The sequence below is a fragment of the Pseudofrankia sp. EUN1h genome, assembly GCF_001854645.1.
GTDB lineage: Bacteria > Actinomycetota > Actinomycetes > Frankiales > Frankiaceae > Pseudofrankia > Pseudofrankia saprophytica.
The window spans coordinates 108,983-128,491 of sequence record NZ_MBLN01000065.1 but is presented as its reverse complement, the minus strand read 5'-3'; the positions used below and the strand labels follow the sequence as shown (position 1 = coordinate 128,491).

Genomic DNA, 19,509 nt, shown 5'->3' with positions numbered 1-19,509 from the left:
GTCGATATCACTTCGGCCGTCACCGCTCTCACTTTAGCGAAACGGACGGGGTGCTCCGTTACGGTCGGCCGACCAGCCCAGACACATCCCAGAACCGGAGGCGACCGTGAAGGCAGTTGCGATCAAGAGGTTCGGAGGACCCGAGGGCCTCGCCGTCGTCGAGCTCCCCGACCCGGTTCCCGCCGCCGGGCAGGTACTGATCGCCACCGAGGCGATCGGTGTCGGCGGCGTCGACGTCATGATCCGAAGCGGCGCCGTCGCCGCCTACGGGTTCCAGGAGGGCCACATCCTCGGTGGCGAGGTAGCGGGCACCGTGGCGGCGGTCGGGGACGGCGTCGACACGGCCTGGGTCGGTCAGCGGGTGTGGGGGTTCACCGGCCTGGGCGGCGGCTATGCCGAGCGGGCGATCGCGCCGGCCGAGACGCTCGTCCCCCTCCCGGCCGACCTCTCCGCCGCCGACGCGGTGACGCTCGGCAGCTCCGGGCGAGTGGCCCACTTCGGCCTTCGCCACGCCCACTTCAGGCCGGGCGAGTCGGTGCTGGTCCGCGGCGCGTCCGGCGGCATCGGGATCATGGCCGTCCAGCTCGCGGCCCGCCAGGGCGCGGGCACGGTCGCGGTCACGACGTCGTCGCCCGAGCGGGGCGACCGGCTGCGCAAGCTCGGCGCGACCCACGTGCTGGACCGCGCCGGCGAGGGACGAGGCGAGGAACCCCAGGACGCTCCCGCCGGCTACGACGTCATCATCGACGTCGTGGCCGGCCCGGACCTGCCGTCTTTCTTCGCCAGGCTCAACCCGAACGGCCGCATGGTCGCCGTCGGCGCGGTCGCGGGCGACCCACCGGCGGACTTCGCCGCGCACCTGTTCGCGGCGTTCCAGAAGTCGATGTCGTTCGCCACCTTCAGCACGAACACCATGACCGAGGCCGCCCGGCACGCCGTGACCGCCGAGCTGTTCACCGCCGCGGGCCGCGGCGAGCTGGACGCGGTGGTGCACGAACTGCTGCCCCTGGAGCAGGCCGTGCTGGCCCACCAGAAGATGGACGCCGGCGAAGTGTTCGGCAGGATCGTGCTCCTGACCTGACCGGACGCCCAGAACGACCGAGGTCCGCCCGTGACCGATCACCACCTTCCGCGGGCCCGCGGACCCGCCGGCAGATCCGGGCCGGTGCCGGCAGGGGACCCCGGGCCGATCGCCGTCGCCGTCATCGTCGGTGTCGGTGTCGGCGATCCGTCCGAGAGCGCGGGTGGCGGCTGGCGTGCGTCGTAGCTGGCGCGGTGCACATCGACCTCTGCTCGGTGGCGTTCCGCCCAGTCCGCGAGTGCGACGACCGGCTCGAGAAGCGACTCACCGAGCGGTGAGAGGGCGTATTCCACCCGTGGCGGCACCTCGGGATAGGCCACCCTTGTAACAAGCCCGTCGCGTTCGAGACTTTTTAGTGTCTTGGCCAGCAAACGATGCGAGATCCCGTCGATCCGCTGTAGCAGGACCATGAACCGCACCGGACCGGGGGAGAGCTCCGCGACGACATTGAGCGACCACTTGTCACCGACGCGGCGGAACAGCTCACGGACCGACTGGGCGTCCCGTTCCGTCGCGCAGACTCCTCCACCGACGACCGCTGTCTCGTCCGATGCGACGTCCACTTCGCTCACGGGCCAGCCTCCCTTTGCTGATACGCACTTTAAAGTGCATAACGCACGTCGAAGTGCAGTCTTCCGCGTACTCCGGCCGCCCGGCAGGCTGACTCCCGTCCTCGCCGAGCCCGGCACGTCGGGCGGGTTCGTCCTGCCGGGCCGACGAACCAGCTACGCCAGCAGCGACACCCCCTCGGCGTCGCCGGTGACACCAGCCCGCCCCCGGGAGACCACAGATGAAGTTCCTCCTCCTGCCGTACGTCTCGCACGAGCGGAAGTCAGTGCGGCAGCAGATCACGGACCTGGTCGACCAGGCCGTTCTCGCCGAGCGGCTCGGGTTCGACGCCTACGGGATCGGTGAGCGGCACGACGGCCTGGCGGTCTCCTCGTCGCCGGTGGTGATCCTCGCCAACGCCGCCGCGCGCACCGGCACGATCCAGCTGGTCACGACGGTCTCGACGCTCGGGCTGCACGACCCGCTGCGGGCCGTCGAGGACTACTCGACGCTGGACCACCTCGCCGACGGGCGCCTCGACCTCGTCATCGGCAAGGGGGGTTACGCGGAGACCCATCGCATCTTCGGGGTGACCCCGGACGACCAGTGGGACCGGCTGCGCGAGAACTACGAGGCCTTTCGCGCACTGTGGAACGAGACCAAGGTGAACTGGACGGGTCGCTTCCGACCACCGCTGGTCGACGTGACCGCGCTACCCCGGCCGGGTCGGCGCGGCCTGCGGATCTGGCACGGCGCCAACACGAACCTGGAAAGCGCCGACTTCGCCGCCCGGCACGGCGACCCGTTGTTCACCTCGATCGGGACCGCCGCCGTCGGCCGGTATCTCGAGAGCGTGCGGTACTACCGGGAGCGGTTCGCCTTCTACGGCCACGACCCGGACGGTGCTCTGGTGGGCGTCGGCACCGGCGGATTCCTTGCCGCTTCGACGAGCCAGGAGGCGGTCCGGAAGTTCACACCCGTCTTCGAGCGGCGCCTGGCCTACAACCGCCGCTACGAACACGCGGCCATCGACCGGCTCGGGATCGCCACGGTCGAGGACTTCATCACCAAGACCTCGGCACTCGTCGGCAGCCCGCAACAGGTGATCGACATCCTGCTGGCCCAGTACGAGACGTTCCAGCACGACCTCGTGCACATCCACGTCGACGCGGAGGCACTCACCCCGGAGGACTACCGGGCCACCCTGGAGATCTTCGCCACCGAGATCGCGCCGGTCATCCGCCGGGAGCTCCCGAACAAACCGATCGACGACTGGCGCACGCCGCCGCCCAGAGCGCTCGAAACCGCGAGCGGACCTGCTCGCGCCAGGTGATCGCCACGACACGCCGGCGGCGATCACCTGCGGGTGGACGTCGCGCTAGCCTCGCGTTCGTGGACGATGCGGATCTTCTGCCGGACCTCACCGGGAGGGAACGCGGCCTCGTCGTGATGATGTGCGGCCTGTCCGGCTCTGGCAAGAGCACATATGCGCGGGCCCTCGAGCGCCGCGGCTACACCCGGCTTTCGATCGACGAGCTGGTGTGGGAATGGATCGGCCACGATGCGGCTGACCTCGACCCGGCGGAATACGAGCATCTCAAGTCCACCGCCGAGCGGAAACTATGGGAAGATCTTATCCGTCTGATGACGGCGAGGCTGCCCGTGGTCATCGACTACAGCTTCTGGAACCGGGCGACCCGGGATCGGTACAAGGCCGCTATCGAGAGCCACGGATGCCGGTGGGAGCTTATCCGGCTGAAGGTCGACCTGGAAACGCTGCGGCGTCGGCTGGCCGTCCGCAACCAGCACAGCGACGCGAACAGCGTTACCGTCTCCGACGAACTCCTGGAACGTTACTTCGCCAATTTTCAGGAACCCGTGGGCGAGGGGGAGCGGGTCATCGTCCAGGAGTAGGCCGGACAGGTCCCGCGGCCGGGCGCGTCCCGGGGCGACCCGTGACCGGCGGTGGGACCTCGCCGGCGTCGCGAGGTCGGTCTCGACCACTGCCGGGTCCGTCCTCGTCGCGCATCGACGGCGGCGCGCCTGCCAGCGAACCTGTCTCCGTGAACGGTTTGTATCGATCGCTTATCAGTTGGGGCCGGACGGGCCGGAAGAAGGGTGCCGAGAATCTCGCGTTCGTTATCGTGACGAGGGTTTTCAGCAGCCGGTCGCCGACAGCCGAGACATCGGTCGGTGCACCGGGCGGCGACAGGAGGACGACGATGGGTCACGACCCCGCCGAGTTCGACTTTCTCGCGGAGGAGGCGGCCGAGGTGGGCGCCCCGCCCGAGCTTCCGACGGTGCGCCGCCTCGACGTGACGACCTCGGAGGGCGCCCTCAGCGCGCTGCTGTGGGGTGCCTCGCCGGAGATCACCCTGCTGCACGGCGGCGGCCTGAACGCCCACACCTGGGACGGGACGCTGCTCGCGCTCGGCCGGCCGGCTCTCGCCCTCGACCTGCCGGGCCACGGCGACTCGGCGTGGCGCGACGACTTCGACTACTCCCCGCAGCGGAACGCCACAGCCGTGGCCGCCGTCCTCGACGCCGTCGAGCCGGGCGTCCGGCAGACCGTCGTGGGCCAGTCGCTGGGAGCCCATACCGCGATCGCCCTGGCGCAGACGCGTCCGGATCTGGTCGGCGGCCTGGTCCTCGTGGACGCCAGCCCCAACCAGCGCCCCGAGGACGCCGCCCAGGTGATCGACTTCCTCGCCGGTCCGCAGGAGTTCGGCTCCCGCGAAGAGATCGTCGAGAAGGCCCTCGCCGCCGGCATCGGCTCGTCACGGCCGGCGCTCACCCGGGGCGTGGTGCTCAACACCCGGGTTCGCGACGACGGCACGGTCGTGTTCAAGCACCACTTCGCCAGCCCGCCGCCCGGCGCCCGGTTCAGCGTCGACTTCGGTGACCTGTGGCCCGGGCTGGACGCGACGACGATCCCGGTGCTGCTGGTCCGCGGGCGGTACGGGTTCCTCTCGCCGGAGGTCGTCGACGAGTTCCGCGCCCGCGTGCCGCGGGCCGAGGTCGTCGAGTTCGAGACGGGCCACAACGTCCAGGAACAGCAGCCGGCCGCGCTCGCCGCCGCGATCAGCCGCTTTCTCGCCGGCCAGGCGGGCTGAGCGAGTCCGCCGGCTCGACGGTGTCGCGGCGGCGGACCGCTCGAGGCACCGCTCTCCCGCGGCCGAGGCACCACGTCTCTCGCGCCCGCGGCACCGCACGTTCAGCCGCGGGACGAGGCCGGGGCGTCGTCGCCTGTCGAGATCGACGCGGCGAGGCGGTCGCGCAGCCCGGTGAGCTCGGCTATTCGCCGATCCAGGGTGGCGAGCCGTTCCCGGCTCCGGGCCAGGGCGGCCTCGCAGGGGCCGCCAGGACTGGCCGCGAACCGTTCGGGGAGTCGTCCGTCGAGGAACGCATCGAAGGTGGCGATGTCCTCCAGGGTGAACCCGAGGCTCAGCAGGGTGCGGATGTTCCGGATGCGTGCCAGGTCCGAGTCGCTGTAGTCGCGGTAACCGGCCGGGGTGCGCGCTGCGCGGATGAGGCCGTGCTGTTCGTACCAGCGCAGCGCCCGCGGCGTCGCCCCGACCGCACGGGCCGCATCAGTGATACGCATTCCTCAAGTCCACCACGACCAGGCCGGTGTGCCGACCGGCGAGCAGATCGAGCAGCCCGGGCACGGCGGAGTCCAGCCCATCCAGCCGCGTGTGGGCCAGGTGCATGGAGCCGTCACGCAGCCAGGCCGCGAAGCGGGCCGGCCACTCGGCCGCGAGGCCGGGATGGTCGGCGGCGGTGAATCCGGTGACGGTGAGGCGCTTGCCCGCGACGGCCATCGTGTCCACTGTCAGGGACGCGGGCTCGTGCGCGGCCTGGTGGGCCAGCGCGCCGCAGATCACGATCCGAGCCCGGGGCCGGGCCGCGTGGACCGCCGCGCGCAGCTGCGCACCGCCGACGTTGTCGAAGACCACGTCGACGCCGTCTGGGGCCGCGGCGCCCAGAGCATCGCCGATGGGACCGCGGCGGTAGTCGAGGGCCTGGTCATAGCCCAGGACGCCGGTGGCATAGTCGGCCTTGGCGGCCGAGCCGACGGTACCGATCACCCGGCCCGCGCCCAGCAGCCGGGCGAGCTGGCCGGCCACGCTGCCGACCGACCCGGCGGCGCTGGTGACCAGTACCGTCTCGCCAGCCGCCAGCCGTCCCGCGGCGATGAGGCCGGCGTAGGCGGTCAGCCCCGAAGACAGGTGAGCTACCGGGTCCGGGTACAGGTCCGGGTCCAGCCGCAGGAATCCGGAGGCGGGGCCCCACGCGTGCTCCCGCCACCCCGACCGGTGCCGCACCAGGTCCCCGGGCGCGAACCCCGGGTCGGTGGACGCGACCACCTCGCCGAGCGCCGGCCCGTGCAGCACCTCCCCGACCCGGTACATCGGCAGGGGAACGTCCTCGTCCGACATCAACGTCCGCATGGCCGCGCTCAGCGCCAGGTACGTGTTGCGCACCAGCACCTGCCCCTCAGTCAACGGCGGGACGTCCACCTCGACCAGGCGGAAGTCCGCGGGGACGGGCGTCCCCTGCGGACGGTGGGCAAGCAGGACCTGACGGGAGGTTCGAGTCGTCGACACGGCGGCGACGCTAAGCCCTGACGCCCACGTCAAGGTCAACGTGCGTCACGCGTTGACTTGGCTGCCTGATGTGCTGCCCAGTCCACGCTCCACGCTCGGACCGCGTCCAGCACGGGCTCGAGGCGGCGGCCGATGGCGGTGAGGGCGTAACGGACCTCCACCGGCCTGGCCACGGTCACCACCCGCTCGACGACCTCGGCCTGCTCGAGCTCCTTGAGGCGCTGGGAGAGCATCGCGTCGGTGATTCTCGGGATGTGCTCGCGCAGCTCGCCGAACCGCATCGGGCCGGCGAGCAGCTCGGCGAGGATCACTCCGGTCCAGCGCCGGCCGATCAGCTCGATGGCCGTGTGGAAGTCCAGGCCGCCGCCGGCGGCGGCCTGCGTCCCGTCCCGATCGCTGTTCGCAGCCATGTCGCTGACACCCTACCGTCGCGGGGTGTCTCTCGATCTTGCCTTGACTATGTTTTTCGTATCGAGCTATCTTATCAATAGTTCATGAGCGAGAGGATGCTGGATGTGCACCGTCGGCGAGATCGGCGCGGATGAAGGTCGGGCTCCCGGGGCCGGAGCAGGAACGATGGCCCGGTGGGAAGCGCCGCGTGAGGTTGGCGACGCGTGAGCCGGGACCTCGACATCGGCGTCACCTCGCTGTCGGACCTGCAGCCCGTGACCGTGGACGGCACGCGCCGCACCCCCCGTCAGCGCGTCGAGCAGATCGTGTCGCTCGGGGTGCTGGCCGACGAGCTCGGGCTGGATCACTTCGGGCTGGGTGAGCATCACAACGCGGACTTCGTCGTCTCGTCGCCGGCCGCAGTGCTGTCCGCCATTGCGGCCCGCACCTCCCGGCTGCGGCTGACCAGCTCCGTCACGACGCTCGGCGCCCTCGACCCCGTCCGGGTCTACCAGGACTTCGCCACCCTGGACCTTCTCAGTGGCGGGCGCGCCGAGATCATCGTCGGTCGCAGCGCCTACCCCGAGCCGTTCGCGCTGTTCGGGGTCGACATCGGGCAGTACGACGCGGTGTTCCAGGAGAAATTGGATCTTCTGATGAAGATCCGCGCTGAGCCGGTGGTCACCTGGCGAGGCCGGTTCCGGCCGCCGCTACGCGACGCGGTCGTCATGCCCAGGGCCGTCCAGGAGCCGCTGCCGGTCTGGCTGGGCGTCGGCGGAACCTCGGCCAGCGCCGCCAGGGCGGGCCGGCTCGGGCTGCCGATGATCCTTGGCTACATCGGCGGCACCCCGGCGCGRCTGCGCGAACTCGCCGACGTGTACCGGGAGGCCGGCGCCCAGTCGGGGCACGCCGACGACCTGCGCCTCGGCGTCGCCCTGCACTACTTCGGCACGTCGAGCGCTGGGGAGGCGATGTCGCTCTACCCCTACTACCACGACTTTCTGCGCCCGAAGCACCCCGGCGGCGGCGGCTTCGTCGTCGAACGCGAGCAGTTCGCCCTGGGCCTACGTCCTGGCCAGCACCTGATGATCGGCACCTCCGAGCAGGTCTCCGAGAAGCTCGCCGAGCTGTACGACGCGGTGCGCTTCGACCGGGTCCACGCGCTGATCGACTGGGGCGGCCTGCCCGAGGACGCGGTGCGCGAGTCGCTGCACCGACTGGGCGAGGTCATCGCGCCCGCCCTGCGCCGGCACGTCGCGCCGGGCCACGACCGCCAGCCCGCCGTACCTGGCTAGGCCGTCGTACGTGGAAATGCGAACAGTGGACAGGGCAGGCCCTGGAACGCCGGTTGTCCTATCCGTTCGGCGGTCGCGGGCCGAGGCGTCTCGTCCCCGCGTCGCCGGCTCGCGCCAGGGGCCGTTAGCCGTTCTCCTTGGCGATCGCCTCGCGCACCGCTGGGGCGATCTCCTGGGCCCAGCGGGCGACGGAAACGGCGTCCGGCGTGCCCCCGCCGGGCGAGAAGAGGAGAAAGCCGGATGCGCCGTGCGTCAGCACGGCCGCGGTCAGCTCCTCGGCCCACTGGTCGGCGGAACCGCCGGTCCACCGGCCGTCGCGGTCACGCGTGGCGGCCGCTGGGCGGTCGGTGATGCGTCCGGGCAGGTTGTAGACCGTGCGGATCGCATGCGGATCGCGCCCGGCGGCCGTCGCCGCTTCGTCGATGATCGGCCGTGACTCCCGGTATCGCTGGCTGAGCCAGTCCGCCGCGTGGCCCGGGATCCAGCCGTCGGCCACGCGGCCGGTGGCGGTCAGCGACTTCGGGCCGACCGATCCGGTCCACACGGGGACGGCGGCCACCGGCGCCGGCTCGATCTGGTCCACTCGGTAGTGGCGGCCCCGATGGGTGACCGGCGGACCGCCACCGGACAACCTCCTGATCAGGACGACCGCCTCCTCGAAGGCGTCGACGGCGTCACCCGGTGACAGACGAGGCACGCCCATGTCGGAGATCCGGTCCCACAGACCACCCACACCTACGCCAAGAACGATGCGGCCGCCGGAGAGCGCGGACAACGACGTCACCGTCCGCGCCAGCACGGGAGCGGGCCGGGTCGGCAGGTTGGTGACGTTGGCGAAGGCCGCGAGCTGCCGGGTCCGTCCGAGGACGAATCCGAGGGAGGCATACGCGTCCAGTCGCCCGCCGATGTAGGGATGGTCTGACAGCGAGAAAATGTCAAGCCCGTCGCGGTCGGCCTGCTCGGCCAGGCGCAGCAGCTCCGGCCCGTCGCCGATGCCGCAGTGCGCGCCAAAACCGAAGACGACTTCTCCTACAGACATTTTTCCGCCTTTCGTTCGAGGGGCTGCTTCGCCGTTCTGTCAGCCGCGCGGGACGTTTCGGCGAACGGGTCTGCCCTGAGATTCGGAGCGGGGAGTACACGCCGGGGCGCTGCGGCCCGATGCCCAGTTCGTCACGCCTGTGGCGCAAGTCGTCGCGCCTCTCCGACTGTCATGGGCCGGGACGCGGCCAGGAAGACCGCGCTGAGGGTGGTAGTGGCCGGGACACCATCCCGCCGGCGAGCCGATCTGGGGCTGGCACAGGAGCTGGGCGCTACCGCCGTGATCGGCGTGCCGGCTCGGCGGGAGGTGAACGGGTAGCCTGGCGCGGTGAGCGCCGCCCTGCCGCCCTCTCCTCGTACATCAGGTCAGGCGCCGCTGGAGAGGCTGGAGGCCGGCGTCGCGGCGCTGGTGCGTTGGAGCGAGAGCAGGCATATCCGGGCGGAGATCGCCGAGCGCTCGGGCTGCGAGCTGCCGCCGAGCGAACTGCGGTTGCTGGAGTTCTTCGACCTGGCCGAGCCGCTGCGGATCTCCGACATCGCCGAGTGCCTGCGGATCGACATCTCCACGGCTTCGCTCCAGCTGCGTCAGCTCCGCGAGAACCGCCTCGTCGAGGCGACTCCCGTCAAGGGAGACCGGCGCGTGAGCCTGATCGCCATAACGTCCAAAGGTCGTGAGACTGTCCGGAAGGTGCGCACCGCGCGGCACGCGCTCCTACGGGAAGTGTTCGCCGGCGTCCCGGACGACAGACTTGACCTGACGGCCGACGTACTGTTGCTCGTCCACGACCACATGCTCGCCGGCATGCGCGAGCTGTTCGGGACTGGCGCGACCGGCGGAACGGCTTCCCGCTAGCAATCGGGGCCGACCCGCCCTGACCCGTTAGCGCGCTGAAAGCCATTGGTGACTGACCACGCTAGGATGCCGCCGGTGATCCGGTGGGGTTTTCGGCGCTCTGGCACGCAAGAACCCAATTGCTCTACGAACGCCTTGACGATCCCAGAGGGCGGAGTCTGACGGACGTGGTGTACGGGGTGTGACTGGGAGAACACGGCTGAGGTGGTCGCTGACGGCTCGTTGTGGCCGGCTGGTGTGACTGCCTGGGTCGCGCCGCGGGCAATCTGGAGTGCCCTCGACCGCGCCCTGGTTCCGAAGCGGGATCGTGGCATTTTGGCGTGTCCATAGACAGCCTGAACCAACACACTTCGCCGTACTGCTGTCGATGTGTGTCAGATGATTGGGCCTATGGGGTCATTCATCCGCCACGGTCCGCCAGAGGCTGGTGGCAGGCAGGCCGTCCCGGCTGGTGGGAGCACGAGTCGGCGCGGGTCGGATGCCGCTTCGGCGTGCCCTACGCGTAGGTGACCGGCGTCATGCGGATCTTCTGGCCCGGACCTGAGTAATTTCGTTTCCTCGCTCTGGTACGCAGGAACGCAATCACCGTGGAATTGCCTTGGCGATCGCGGAGTCAACCCCGCTTGGAGCCCGGCCCGGGCTCGGTCGGGGCGCCGTCCGGGCGCTCGTGCGGCCGCGTGCTCGTCCTGTCCGACGTCAGAGTCACAACCAGCGCCGTTTCGCGCCCATGACGTCTGACCCGACGCCCGGGATCCTGCTGGCGCCCGCCGCGACGCGGGTTAGAAGCGACCGGCCGCCGCTGCGCGCTGCCCGCCCATCCATCCATGGGCTGTGGCGGGCGGGAAGCCGGGATCCGCCCCACAACCCATGACCGGATCCGATGCGAGACCTGAGTAATTAGGGTTCCTCGCTCTGACTCCGACGATCCCATTAGATCGTGAGTCGGGCCGGCGCCGGGTGAGACCGTCGGCACCGTCCCGATCATCGGTCGCGGGTTCTCCAATCGGCCGGGGTGATCCGTTCGGCGCGGAGATGTTTTGATAGATAAAAGTATCTGGCGTGACCTGGGCACGCCCTCGGCGGAGGGGAGCTGGCGTATGGCGACGGCTGTGATCACAGGCGGTACCGACGGCATCGGCAGGGGGCTCGCAGCGGAGTACCTCCGCCGCGGGTTCGAGGTGCTCGTCGTGGGGCGCAGCGAGAAGAAGGGCCGGGCCTTCGAGAACTCCGGCGACCGGGCACATTTCATCGCCGCCGACCTGAGCGAGGTGGCCGAGAACCGCCGCCTGGTCGAGTGGATCTCGCGGCGGCACCCGGTGATCGACGTGCTCGTGCTCGGCGCGCGTTACCACCTGCCAGCTCGCGTGGTCACCGCCGACGGGTTCGAGAGCACCTTCGCGCTGTTCTATCTCAGCAGGTTCCTGCTCAGCCACGGGCTGGTCGGCCCGCTGAGCCGCGCCGAGCACCCGGTCGTGCTCAACTTCGGTGGGGCCGGCCAGACCGAGCCGGTCCGGTGGGACGACCTGCAACTGGAACGCGCCTACCACGGCGTTGGGGCGATGGGGCACGCCGCCCGGCTCGACGACCTGCTCGGCCTCGACTTCGTCGAGACCTATGCCGACACGGGCATCAGGTATGTCCTCAACCACCCGGGGGTGGTCGTCACGAGCTTCGCCGGTGAGTACGACCCGGTCACCGCCGCGCAGGTCGACCAGCTGCGAGTGATCGGCAAGCCGGTGTCGACAGCCGTGGCCCAGATCCTCCCGTTCCTCGAACCGCCCGGACGGGAACGCCTGACCGCCGTGCTCGAAGGCCAGCGGGTGCCGCTGAAGCCGGCGCTGTGGGCGCTCGACGACGCGCGCCGCCTGCGCGACATCACCCTGGACCTCCTGGCCCAGTTCGACCGTCGGACCGACGGCTAGGGTGACGGCGAGAACGGCAGCACCGCCGACCCCGGCGTGACCCGGCGTCGCGCGGCAACAGCATTCCGGCCCATGGCCAGGCTCTGCCGGCCGTGGCGATCAGCTTGCTCTACGCCCGCGTCACCGGTGGCCGTCGGAGAACAGCCTCGCGACGTCGGCCCAGGCCATGCGCAGCTTGCGCGGCGCGCCCTGGAGCCGGGCCGGGTCCCCGCCGGGCGGTGATACAGGCGCCGTCCCCTCGTCGGTGGCTCCTAGCGCTTGGTAGAACCGCAGCGCGGCGGTGTTCTGCTGCAATACCCAGAGATACATCGCATTGTTGGCCCCGTGCCCGGCGACGGCGCGGGCGGCGCGATGGAGAAGCCGCGTGCCGATACCCGTCCGACGCAGGTCGTGGGTCACGTGCAGGTTGTCGACGAGGCTGCCCCACCGCGGGTCGTCGTYGAACTCGACGTGGATGAAGCCCACCACACGGGCGTCGTGCTCGGCGAGGATCGTCTCGTTGTTGGCCGGTACGCCCAGCCGCGTCGACCACACCGCACGGCGGTCGGCCGCCACGTCACCGTCGAGGAACGAGTCGGCATAGGCACCGCGGTAGTGGCGGCGCCAGCTGTCGGCATGGAGAGCCGCGATCTGCTCGGCGTCGTCCGCACCGGCGCGTCGGAACCGCACCGACTGGAGCTGCGGGTTTTGTCCATCGGGCGTGGCGGTGACGCCAAAGGACGAAGGCATGGCCGGGCAGCTCCTTGGGAACGCGGCTTGATCGACACCACGGGTGGTGGCGGGCCGGCGGCGGCCCGGCCACGGGTCGTCAGGTCAGGCGGGACCCGTCGGCCTGGTCGTAGGCCCGGATCTCGGACAGGCGACCGTCACGCAGCTTGGTGGTCCAGGCCGGGTCGGAGAGCAGGACGCGGCCGAGGGCGACCAGGTCGAACTCGCCACGGTCGAACAACTCCAGCAGCGGAGCGAGGCTCATGGTCGGTACCGCGCCCTCGTGGTCGCCGCGGAAGGCCGTCGGCACGCCGATCGAGCCGATCGCGATGGTGGGCAGGCCGGTGAGGTTCTTGGCCCAGCCGGCAAGGGTGCGCGGGGAGCCGTCGAACGCCGGCAGCCAGTAACGGCGGGTGGAGACGTGCAGCGCGGTGGCCCCGGCGTCCGCGAGCGGGGTGAGCAGCGCCGCGAGCTCGTCGGGGGTCTCGGCGATCCGGGCGTCGTAGTCGGCGCCCTTCCACTGGGAGAACCGGTAGATCACCGGGAAGTCAGGTCCCACCTCTCCACGGACCGCGGCGACGACGTCGGCCCCGATCCGAGCCCGGTTGGCCAGACTTCCGCCGTAGCCGTCGGCGCGGCGGTTGGTCCGCGGCCAGAAGAACTGATCCAGCAGGTAGCCGTGCGCCCCGTGCAGCTCGACGCCGTCGAATCCGGCCCTGCGGGCGTCGGCCGCGGCGCGGGCGAAGGAGGCGACCACTTCGTCGATCTCCGCGGTGCTCGGCTCGTCGCCGACCACCGTTCCGTCGGGCCGCAGGCCGGAAGGGGAGAACACCGCCGCCTCCGGGTGCGGCGGGGCACCCGCCGTGCGGCCGGCGCCGAGATGCCACAGCTGCGGGACGATCCGTCCGCCTACCGCGTGCACGGCGTCGGCGACCTGGCGCCAGCCCGCCAGCGCCTCGTCGCCGTAGAACCGCGGCACCCGGTCGCTGGCCCCGGCCGACGGATGATCGACATAGGTGCCTTCGGTCACGACGAGGCCGACGTGCTCCGCCCGCCGTGCGTAGTAGCCGGCCACGTCCTCGCCCGGCACTCCGTCCGGGGAGAACTGGCGGGTCATCGGCGCCATCACGAACCGGTTGGCGAGTTCGACGCCGGACAGCGCGAACGGCGTGAACAGCGCCGCCGCGTCCACCCCGTCCAACAGGCGCTCACTGCTCAGCGGGGACGCGGCCGCCGTGACACTCGCAGTCGTCGCAACACTCGAAGACACAGTCACATCGCGTCCAATCCGGGCATCGCCGCCGATGTTCCGTCCAGATCTGTGGCGTTCGCCCATCCCGCACTGTCCGGCGTCGCGGTGCCCGACCGGTCGGGGCGGCGGCGTTCCACGCGGCGTCTGGTCGGCTCCGGGTCCGTCAGCCTCACGCCGCTGACCAAGGCGACGCGCTTGGCCTTGTCTCGCCCGCGCCCAAGCCGATGTCGGCTAGTGCGCGCAGGGCGCTGCCCTGGGTGTCGTGGCTAGGACTCGTCCGTCAGCGGCCGGCGGAAGGTCACCATGGGGCGCCCCGGGCCGTTGTAATCCGGCACGGGACCGCCGACGGCGAATCCGAGGCGGCGGTGGAACGCGATCGAGCCGGTGTTGCCCGGTCCGGTGATCGCGTGGACCTCTCGGCAGCCCGCCGCCCGCGCGCGTTGGAAGAACTCCTCGTAGAGGCGGCGTGCCCAACCGCCGCGGCGCTGGTCGGGCCGCACGCCGACGAAGTGGATGTAGGCGATGCGTGGCTGAGATGGTGACAGGAAGGCGACGAGGAAGGCCGCCAGGCCGTGGTCGTCCTCGACGACCCGGCTGGACTGGTGGAAATGGTCGAGGAAGAGCCGCGGGAGTGCGGCGTCGATGGGCCGGCCCCACCAGTCGTCCGCCACCGCCGCGATGGTGTCGTAGTCGTCCGGCCGAGCTGCCCGGACCCTGAGGGCGTTCATCCGCCCACAATTCCCGATGCGGCCGGCCTGGTGCCCGCTGAGGCTGGCTCGACTGCTCCGCCGTACCGATACCCGAGGGCGCCGGGAAGAGGAGGGCCGGAGCGCGGCCGTTGACGAAAAGGTCGCCGATCTCGCCTGGTCAGTAGTGGATGGGGCCGGGAGTGCCGCCGCCGGCGGCGAGGGACTCGCCGGTGATGGCGGCGGCGACGGGTGAGGCGAGGAAGGTGACGACGGCCGCGACCTCGTCCGCCGTCACGACCCGGCCGATGACGATGCTCCTGGCCGCGGCGGCGARCTGCTCCTCGGTCACCGTGATGGTGCCGTCGTGCCGGTCGGTCCGGGTGAAGCCGGGGTGGACGGCGTTGACGGTGACGCCGTGGGCGCCGAGCTCGTCGGCGAGGGTCTTCGTCAGCGCGACGATGCCGGCGTTGCGGATCGAACCGGAGACGAGGCCGACCTGGCGGGCGGCCACCCCGCCGATGTTGATGATGCGGCCCCATCGCTGCGCCGTGAAGTGGGGAATGACCTCCTGCGCGGTCCGCAGGTAGCCGAGCACCTTCACGTTGAGGTCGGCGGCGGCATCCGCGGTGGCGAGGGCGCGCACGCCCCCGGGGCCGCCCGCGCCGCCGACGCGGGCGGCGTTGTTGACCAGGATGTCGACCCCACCGAGCTCGTCGACGGTGCGAGCGACCAGCTCCCGCACGGCCTCGTCGCTGCCGGTGTCCGCCACGACCGGGACGACCACCCCGCCATCGGCGCCGGCGGCCAGCCGGGCCGCCGCCGCCTTGAGCCGCTCACCGTCGCGCGCCGCGATCACCACCCGGGCGCCCTCGGCGAGCAGCGCGCCGGCCACCGCCAGCCCGATGCCCCGGCTGCCGCCCGTCACGATCGCGCGTCGCCCCGCAAGTTCAAGATCCACGATTCATCCCCTGGCCCTGGCCGCCGCGGTGTCGGCGACGCTGGTGAAGTCATTGCCGTAGTAGCCGAGGTGCTCGGCCTGGAGGGTGCCGCGCTGGCCGGTGGCCTCGCGGTGGGCTAGCTCCTGCCGCACGAGCGGGAGGATGTACGTGCCGTACTTCTCGACGTCGACGATGCCGTCGTAGCCACGGATGGAGACGATGTCGGCGCCAGCGTCGACGTAGTCGAGGATCGCGGCCGCCACCGTCTCGTAGCTTCCGACCAGCGCGGTCGACGCCCCGGCCCCGCCGGTGGCGCTCGCCGTCGGGGTCCAGAGCGCGCGGTCGTAGCGCTCGGCGGCGCCCGCGAAGCCCAGCGCCCGCTGCGAGCCCTTGTTCTGCGGTGCGCCGTTGCCGCCGATCCAGCGGCGGGCCAGGTCCTGGCCCGCCCGCGCGCGCTCCGCGAGCACGCCGAGGATCTGGTAGGCCCTCTCCCAGGCCAGCTCGTCGGTCGCCTCGATGATCGGGCGGAAGGTGACCCAGATCCGCTGGCGGGGGCGGCCGGCCCGGTCGGCGATCGCGTGCACGCGGTCGATCTCCTTGCGGACCTCCGCCAGTGGCTCGCCCCAGAAGGTGAACCAGTCGGCCTTCACGCCACCGACCTCGAAGGCCTCGTTCGACTGGCCGCCGATCGAGATCGGGATCGGCTCGCCGGAGTAGGTGGCGAAGCCGGGGCCGAAGTCGTCGAACTTGTAGAACTCACCTTCGTGGCTGAAGGGCTCCTTCGCGGTCCAGGCACGACGCAGCACATCGATGTATTCCGACGTGCGCGCGTAACGACGGTCCTTCGGGACGTAGTCGCCCTGCCGCGCCTGCTCGGCGTCGCTGCCACCAGAGATGAGGTGGACGACGGCGCGGCCTTCGGTGAGCTGGTCCAGAGTGGCGAGCTTCTGCGCGGCGACGAGCGGGAAGGTGGTGTTGGGCCGCAGGGCGACGATCGGCTTGATCCGCTCGGTCAGCAGACCGGTGGCGGAGGCGACGACGAACGAGTCGGCGGAGTTCGCGCTGTAGCCGTTCAGCGTGTAGTCGAAGCCGGCCTCGTCGAGCGCCCGGACGTACTGGCGGTAGGCGGCCAGATCGACGCCGGACCCCGGTGGGTGGAGCTCGGAGCCGCCGCTGTAGCTGGTCGCGCTGACGAACTCGACCTTACGGGCCGCGGTCGCGGGGATCTGGCTGTCGAAGGCGGGGATGGTCACGAGGTCTCCGAACGGGATGCGCGGCCAGGCCGGCCACGCTGGCCGGACTGCTGGTCACCCCGTCCAACCGTCAACCCTCGCCCCGAATGCCTCCGCTACAGCCGTGTTGCCGCCAGAACACATCCCAGGGGAAGACCTTTGTCTAGTAGGTGTGCCAGGAGCGGCCTTGGTCGGAGGTCTTGGCCGGGCCTCGCCAGCGCAGGTCGGGGAGGTTGACGACGATCGCTTCCTGGGTGGTGCGGGCGATGACGACGACCGCCTCGGCCTCCGGGTCGGGGTTCTCCTCCCGGTGGGGCACCCACGGCGGTACGTAGATGTAGTCGCCGGGGGAGGTCTCCAGCCGGATCTCCTCGTCGTCGCGCAGGAAGACGAACGCCGGGTGGCCGGTGACGACGTAGATCCCGGTCTCGGACAGGCCGTGGTGATGGTTCGCAGACCGGGTGGCGGGAGCGACGTGGGTCTGGCCCATCCACAGTCGCTCCGTGCCGACCGTCGTGCCGGACAGCGCCTCGACCCGGCGCATCCCCGCTGTCTGGGCGGTGTGGGCGGACAGGCCGGTCGGGCGGATCTGGTACAGCCGACGGTGGAAGGCGTCGAACTCAGGCCCGGCCGGCTCCTCCGGCCCGGTCGCATCCTCCGGCTCGGGCAGCGCCTTGCCGGCCTTGCCGGCCTCGTCGGTCGCGCTGGGCTCGTCGGCTGAGGCCGCTGTTCGGTCAGGCATGGTGCCCCTCCTGAGGCGGTGGTTCGGTTTCCAGGTCCGACGGGACGGATCCAGTGATCAGGCGGGCGGAGCCGGGGCGGATGTCGTCGCCGGTGTCGGGTGTCCGGTGCGGAGGGCGTGCGCGGCCGTCCGCGCGAGGTCGGTGAGACGGCCGCGGTCCGCCGCGTCCAGCGAGCCGCAGCTGTCGGTGATCGCTTCGGCCACCGCGGTGCGGATCTGGGGCGCCAGAGCCGCGCCCTGTTCGGAGAGCGTCACCCGGCTGACCCGGCGGTCGGCCGGGTCGGGGGTCCTGCGGACAAGCCCACGCCGCTCGAGCCGGTCGACCATTCCCGTCACGTTGGTCTTGTCGCAGCCGAGCATGCCCGCGAGCTCGCCGAACGACGGGGCGCGGCTGTCCAGGTGCGCGCGGTTGTCCAGGTGGCAGAGCAGCTCGATCTGCTGGGTGGTGAGCCCGAACCGGCGGGCGATCACCCCGTACAGGACGTCCACCTGGCGATGCAGCGCGGACAGCGCGGCGGCCAGGTCGCGATCGGCCTTGCTGGGTTGCACCCACGAAGTCTACCTGGTCGACAGTTGACATCCTCGACCATATTTGTCGATGATATCGACTATCGGTGTACTGGACTATGGAGGCCGCGTGTCCGACAGGGTCGCGATCGTGACGGGAGGCTCGCGCGGCATCGGCCGCGCGATCGCGCGGCGGCTCGGCGCCGGCGGCGCGGACATCGTCGTCAACTACCGGTCGGACCGCCCGGCGGCCCTGGAGGTCGTCGCCGCGGTGGAGGCCGCCGGTCGGCGCGCCGTCGCCCTGGCGGCCGACGTCGCCGTCCCCGACCAGCTGCGCGGGCTGTTCGACGCGGCGCAGCGGCACTACGGCGGCATCGACATCGTGGTCAGCAACGTCGGGCTCGCCCGGTTCGCGCCGATCGCGGACACGTCTGACACCGACTACGACCAGATGTTCGCCACGAACACCCGAGCGACGTTCATGGTCCTGCGCGAGGCGGCCAACCGGGTACGCGACGGCGGCCGGATCGTCGTCGTGTCCAGCGGAGCGGCCGTGACCCATCGCCCCGGCGCTGGCGTCTATGCCGCGAGCAAGGCGGCGGGCGACGAGCTCGTCCGCGTACTCGCCCGGGAGCTTGGACCACGCGGGATCACCGTGAACAGCGTGCTGCCTGGTGCGACCCGGACCGAAGCGCTCACCTCGACCCAACCGCCAGCCGTGCTCGAACAGATCGCCGCGCAGAACCCGTTGCGGCGCCTGGGTGAGCCGGACGACATCGCCGAGATCGTCGCCTTCCTCGCCTCGGACGCCGCCCGCTGGCTGACGGGCCAGACCGTGCACGCCGGCGGCGGCCTCTTCTGATCGGGCACCGGGGAGCAGGTGCCCGCGCGCGGTCGGGCACTCATCCTGTGCGGCGCCACGGGGAATCCTGGCAGACGTCAGGGGCACCACCAGCGCCGTTTCGTGGCCCTGACGTCTGACAGGACGTCCGGATCTCCCAGGTGCCTACCACGACTGACGCGGCGGACTAGGCGCTGAAGGCGCGTAGGAAGGTGTCGACGCCGGCGGTGACGACCGCGTCGAGCTGTTCCGGTGGGGCAGGCCGGGTGCCCAGCGCGGTCAGCGCTGGCAGCTCGTCGCCGATCAGCGCGATGAACTGGTTGGCCGCCCGGACCGGGTCGGTCAGCCGCAGGTGGCCGGCGGTCGCCAGGCGGGCCAGCCGGCCCGCGAGCGCGTCGATGACAGGCGTCGCGGCACCGGCGCGAACGTCGTCGAGCAGGTCCGGGAAGCGCACGATCTCGGCGTGCAGGAGCCGCCGCAGGCTGGTTGACACGGGGTCGGCGAAGCAGGTGGTGAGCCTGCGGCCGAGCAGCGTCAGCTCGACGCGCAGGTCCTCCGGCTCGGCCGGGAAGGCCTCGAGGGCGCCCAGCGTCGCCGCGATCGCCTGGCGGCCGACCTCCGCCATCACTACGCGGAACAGGTTCTCCTTCGCGCCGAAGTGGTTGTAGATGGTCGGCTTCGCCACGCCGGCCGCGGCGGCGATGGCGTCGACGCTCGCCTGCGCGTAGCCGTCGCGCGCGAAGACGTCGAAAGCGGCTCGCACGATCGCCTGGCGCTTGTCGATGCGCCCGCGCGAGTAGGGGTCCCCGCCGCCGCCTTCGCCACTGCCCACGCCGCCCATGCTACGGTGCGGACCACACAAGTG

The 19,509-nt window shown here is 71.2% G+C and carries 21 protein-coding genes; 8 read left to right on the top strand and 13 right to left on the bottom strand.

The annotated features are described in order from the left end of the window. The first annotated feature begins 106 nt into the window (after positions 1-106). Positions 107-1,081 (top strand): zinc-dependent alcohol dehydrogenase family protein, encoded by a 975-nt coding sequence (locus BCD49_RS25105; RefSeq protein ID WP_007508976.1) that lies wholly within the window; start codon positions 107-109, stop codon positions 1,079-1,081. A 38-nt stretch (positions 1,082-1,119) separates the two neighbouring features. Here the strand turns inward: BCD49_RS25105 and BCD49_RS25100 are convergent, their stop codons facing one another. Next, positions 1,120-1,653 (bottom strand): winged helix-turn-helix transcriptional regulator, encoded by a 534-nt coding sequence (locus tag BCD49_RS25100; RefSeq protein WP_007508978.1) that lies wholly within the window; start codon positions 1,651-1,653, stop codon positions 1,120-1,122. Positions 1,654-1,871: 218 nt separating this feature from the next. Here BCD49_RS25100 and BCD49_RS25095 point away from each other — a divergent pair, with 218 nt between their 5' ends. The 3 genes from BCD49_RS25095 (at position 1,872) to BCD49_RS25085 (ending at position 4,743) form a co-directional block, all read left to right on the top strand. Beyond that, entirely contained in the window at positions 1,872-2,963 is a 1,092-nt protein-coding gene (locus BCD49_RS25095) for an LLM class flavin-dependent oxidoreductase (protein ID WP_007508980.1), read from the top strand. A 59-nt stretch (positions 2,964-3,022) separates the two neighbouring features. Beyond that, a complete protein-coding gene (locus BCD49_RS25090; RefSeq protein ID WP_007508982.1) occupies positions 3,023-3,544 on the top strand; it encodes an AAA family ATPase in 522 nt (173 codons plus the stop codon). A 308-nt stretch (positions 3,545-3,852) separates the two neighbouring features. Then, a complete protein-coding gene (locus tag BCD49_RS25085; protein ID WP_007508985.1) occupies positions 3,853-4,743 on the top strand; it encodes an alpha/beta fold hydrolase in 891 nt (296 codons plus the stop codon). A gap of 101 nt (positions 4,744-4,844) precedes the next feature. Here BCD49_RS25085 and BCD49_RS25080 read toward each other — a convergent pair whose 3' ends face one another. The 3 genes from BCD49_RS25080 to BCD49_RS25070 are packed head-to-tail and all read right to left on the bottom strand — an operon-like array spanning position 4,845 to position 6,647. Continuing rightward, positions 4,845-5,234: a MerR family transcriptional regulator gene (locus BCD49_RS25080; RefSeq protein ID WP_007508987.1), complete on the bottom strand. Its 390-nt coding sequence runs from the start codon at positions 5,232-5,234 to the stop codon at positions 4,845-4,847. Next, positions 5,221-6,237, bottom strand: coding sequence for an NADP-dependent oxidoreductase (locus BCD49_RS25075; RefSeq protein WP_035925107.1), 1,017 nt, complete (start codon positions 6,235-6,237; stop codon positions 5,221-5,223). The genes BCD49_RS25080 and BCD49_RS25075 overlap by 14 nt, the downstream gene beginning before the upstream one ends. 35 nt (positions 6,238-6,272) lie before the next feature. Next, entirely contained in the window at positions 6,273-6,647 is a 375-nt protein-coding gene (locus BCD49_RS25070) for a winged helix-turn-helix transcriptional regulator (RefSeq protein WP_007508990.1), read from the bottom strand. Positions 6,648-6,851: 204 nt separating this feature from the next. Here BCD49_RS25070 and BCD49_RS25065 point away from each other — a divergent pair, with 204 nt between their 5' ends. Next, positions 6,852-7,922, top strand: a complete 1,071-nt coding sequence (locus BCD49_RS25065) for an LLM class flavin-dependent oxidoreductase (RefSeq protein ID WP_007508992.1) — start codon at positions 6,852-6,854, stop codon at positions 7,920-7,922. 124 nt (positions 7,923-8,046) lie between these two features. Here the strand turns inward: BCD49_RS25065 and BCD49_RS25060 are convergent, their stop codons facing one another. Continuing rightward, the gene (locus tag BCD49_RS25060; protein WP_007508994.1) at positions 8,047-8,961 is read right to left on the bottom strand and encodes an LLM class flavin-dependent oxidoreductase; all 915 of its coding nucleotides are present in this window, start codon (positions 8,959-8,961) and stop codon (positions 8,047-8,049) included. Between the two features lie 327 nt (positions 8,962-9,288). On the opposite strand from BCD49_RS25060, the gene BCD49_RS25055 reads away from it, so the two are divergent. Together BCD49_RS25055 and BCD49_RS25050 are read left to right on the top strand one after the other, a co-directional pair. After that, entirely contained in the window at positions 9,289-9,813 is a 525-nt protein-coding gene (locus BCD49_RS25055) for a MarR family winged helix-turn-helix transcriptional regulator (protein ID WP_007508996.1), read from the top strand. A gap of 1,097 nt (positions 9,814-10,910) precedes the next feature. Further along, complete coding sequence (locus BCD49_RS25050; RefSeq protein ID WP_007508997.1) at positions 10,911-11,735, top strand: SDR family NAD(P)-dependent oxidoreductase; 825 nt, start codon at positions 10,911-10,913, stop codon at positions 11,733-11,735. 120 nt (positions 11,736-11,855) lie between these two features. Here BCD49_RS25050 and BCD49_RS25045 read toward each other — a convergent pair whose 3' ends face one another. The 7 genes from BCD49_RS25045 to BCD49_RS25015 form a co-directional block, all read right to left on the bottom strand. Next, a complete protein-coding gene (locus tag BCD49_RS25045; RefSeq protein WP_071041975.1) occupies positions 11,856-12,464 on the bottom strand; it encodes a GNAT family N-acetyltransferase in 609 nt (202 codons plus the stop codon). Between the two features lie 79 nt (positions 12,465-12,543). Further along, on the bottom strand, positions 12,544-13,779 hold the full coding sequence (locus BCD49_RS25040) for an NADH:flavin oxidoreductase (RefSeq protein WP_007509001.1): 1,236 nt from the start codon (positions 13,777-13,779) through the stop codon (positions 12,544-12,546). Positions 13,780-13,961: 182 nt separating this feature from the next. Next, on the bottom strand, positions 13,962-14,423 hold the full coding sequence (locus BCD49_RS25035) for a GNAT family N-acetyltransferase (RefSeq protein WP_007509004.1): 462 nt from the start codon (positions 14,421-14,423) through the stop codon (positions 13,962-13,964). A gap of 139 nt (positions 14,424-14,562) precedes the next feature. Further along, complete coding sequence (locus BCD49_RS25030; protein WP_071041974.1) at positions 14,563-15,342, bottom strand: SDR family NAD(P)-dependent oxidoreductase; 780 nt, start codon at positions 15,340-15,342, stop codon at positions 14,563-14,565. A gap of 3 nt (positions 15,343-15,345) precedes the next feature. After that, positions 15,346-16,575: an LLM class flavin-dependent oxidoreductase gene (locus tag BCD49_RS25025; protein ID WP_007509007.1), complete on the bottom strand. Its 1,230-nt coding sequence runs from the start codon at positions 16,573-16,575 to the stop codon at positions 15,346-15,348. A 142-nt stretch (positions 16,576-16,717) separates the two neighbouring features. Continuing rightward, a complete protein-coding gene (locus BCD49_RS25020) occupies positions 16,718-17,296 on the bottom strand; it encodes a cupin domain-containing protein (protein WP_007509009.1) in 579 nt (192 codons plus the stop codon). Positions 17,297-17,353: 57 nt separating this feature from the next. After that, on the bottom strand, positions 17,354-17,845 hold the full coding sequence (locus tag BCD49_RS25015; protein WP_007509011.1) for a MarR family winged helix-turn-helix transcriptional regulator: 492 nt from the start codon (positions 17,843-17,845) through the stop codon (positions 17,354-17,356). An 88-nt stretch (positions 17,846-17,933) separates the two neighbouring features. On the opposite strand from BCD49_RS25015, the gene BCD49_RS25010 reads away from it, so the two are divergent. After that, a complete protein-coding gene (locus tag BCD49_RS25010) occupies positions 17,934-18,665 on the top strand; it encodes an SDR family oxidoreductase (RefSeq protein WP_007509014.1) in 732 nt (243 codons plus the stop codon). 166 nt (positions 18,666-18,831) lie between these two features. Here BCD49_RS25010 and BCD49_RS25005 read toward each other — a convergent pair whose 3' ends face one another. After that, entirely contained in the window at positions 18,832-19,485 is a 654-nt protein-coding gene (locus BCD49_RS25005; RefSeq protein ID WP_007509016.1) for a TetR/AcrR family transcriptional regulator, read from the bottom strand. Positions 19,486-19,509 lie beyond the last annotated feature (24 nt).

Excerpts from the sequence above, each read along its gene's own strand:
- BCD49_RS25095 (WP_007508980.1), top strand. The coding sequence starts at position 1,872 with ATGAAGTTCCTCCTCCTGCCGTACGTCTCGCACGAGCGGAAGTCAGTG.
- BCD49_RS25085 (WP_007508985.1), top strand. The coding sequence starts at position 3,853 with ATGGGTCACGACCCCGCCGAGTTCGACTTTCTCGCGGAGGAGGCGGCC.
- BCD49_RS25080 (WP_007508987.1), bottom strand. The coding sequence starts at position 5,234 with ATGCGTATCACTGATGCGGCCCGTGCGGTCGGGGCGACGCCGCGGGCG.
- BCD49_RS25070 (WP_007508990.1), bottom strand. The coding sequence starts at position 6,647 with ATGGCTGCGAACAGCGATCGGGACGGGACGCAGGCCGCCGCCGGCGGC.
- BCD49_RS25060 (WP_007508994.1), bottom strand. The coding sequence starts at position 8,961 with ATGTCTGTAGGAGAAGTCGTCTTCGGTTTTGGCGCGCACTGCGGCATC.
- BCD49_RS25050 (WP_007508997.1), top strand. The coding sequence starts at position 10,911 with ATGGCGACGGCTGTGATCACAGGCGGTACCGACGGCATCGGCAGGGGG.
- BCD49_RS25040 (WP_007509001.1), bottom strand. The coding sequence starts at position 13,779 with ATGGGCGAACGCCACAGATCTGGACGGAACATCGGCGGCGATGCCCGG.
- BCD49_RS25035 (WP_007509004.1), bottom strand. The coding sequence starts at position 14,423 with ATGAACGCCCTCAGGGTCCGGGCAGCTCGGCCGGACGACTACGACACC.
- BCD49_RS25020 (WP_007509009.1), bottom strand. The coding sequence starts at position 17,296 with ATGCCTGACCGAACAGCGGCCTCAGCCGACGAGCCCAGCGCGACCGAC.
- BCD49_RS25005 (WP_007509016.1), bottom strand. The coding sequence starts at position 19,485 with ATGGGCGGCGTGGGCAGTGGCGAAGGCGGCGGCGGGGACCCCTACTCG.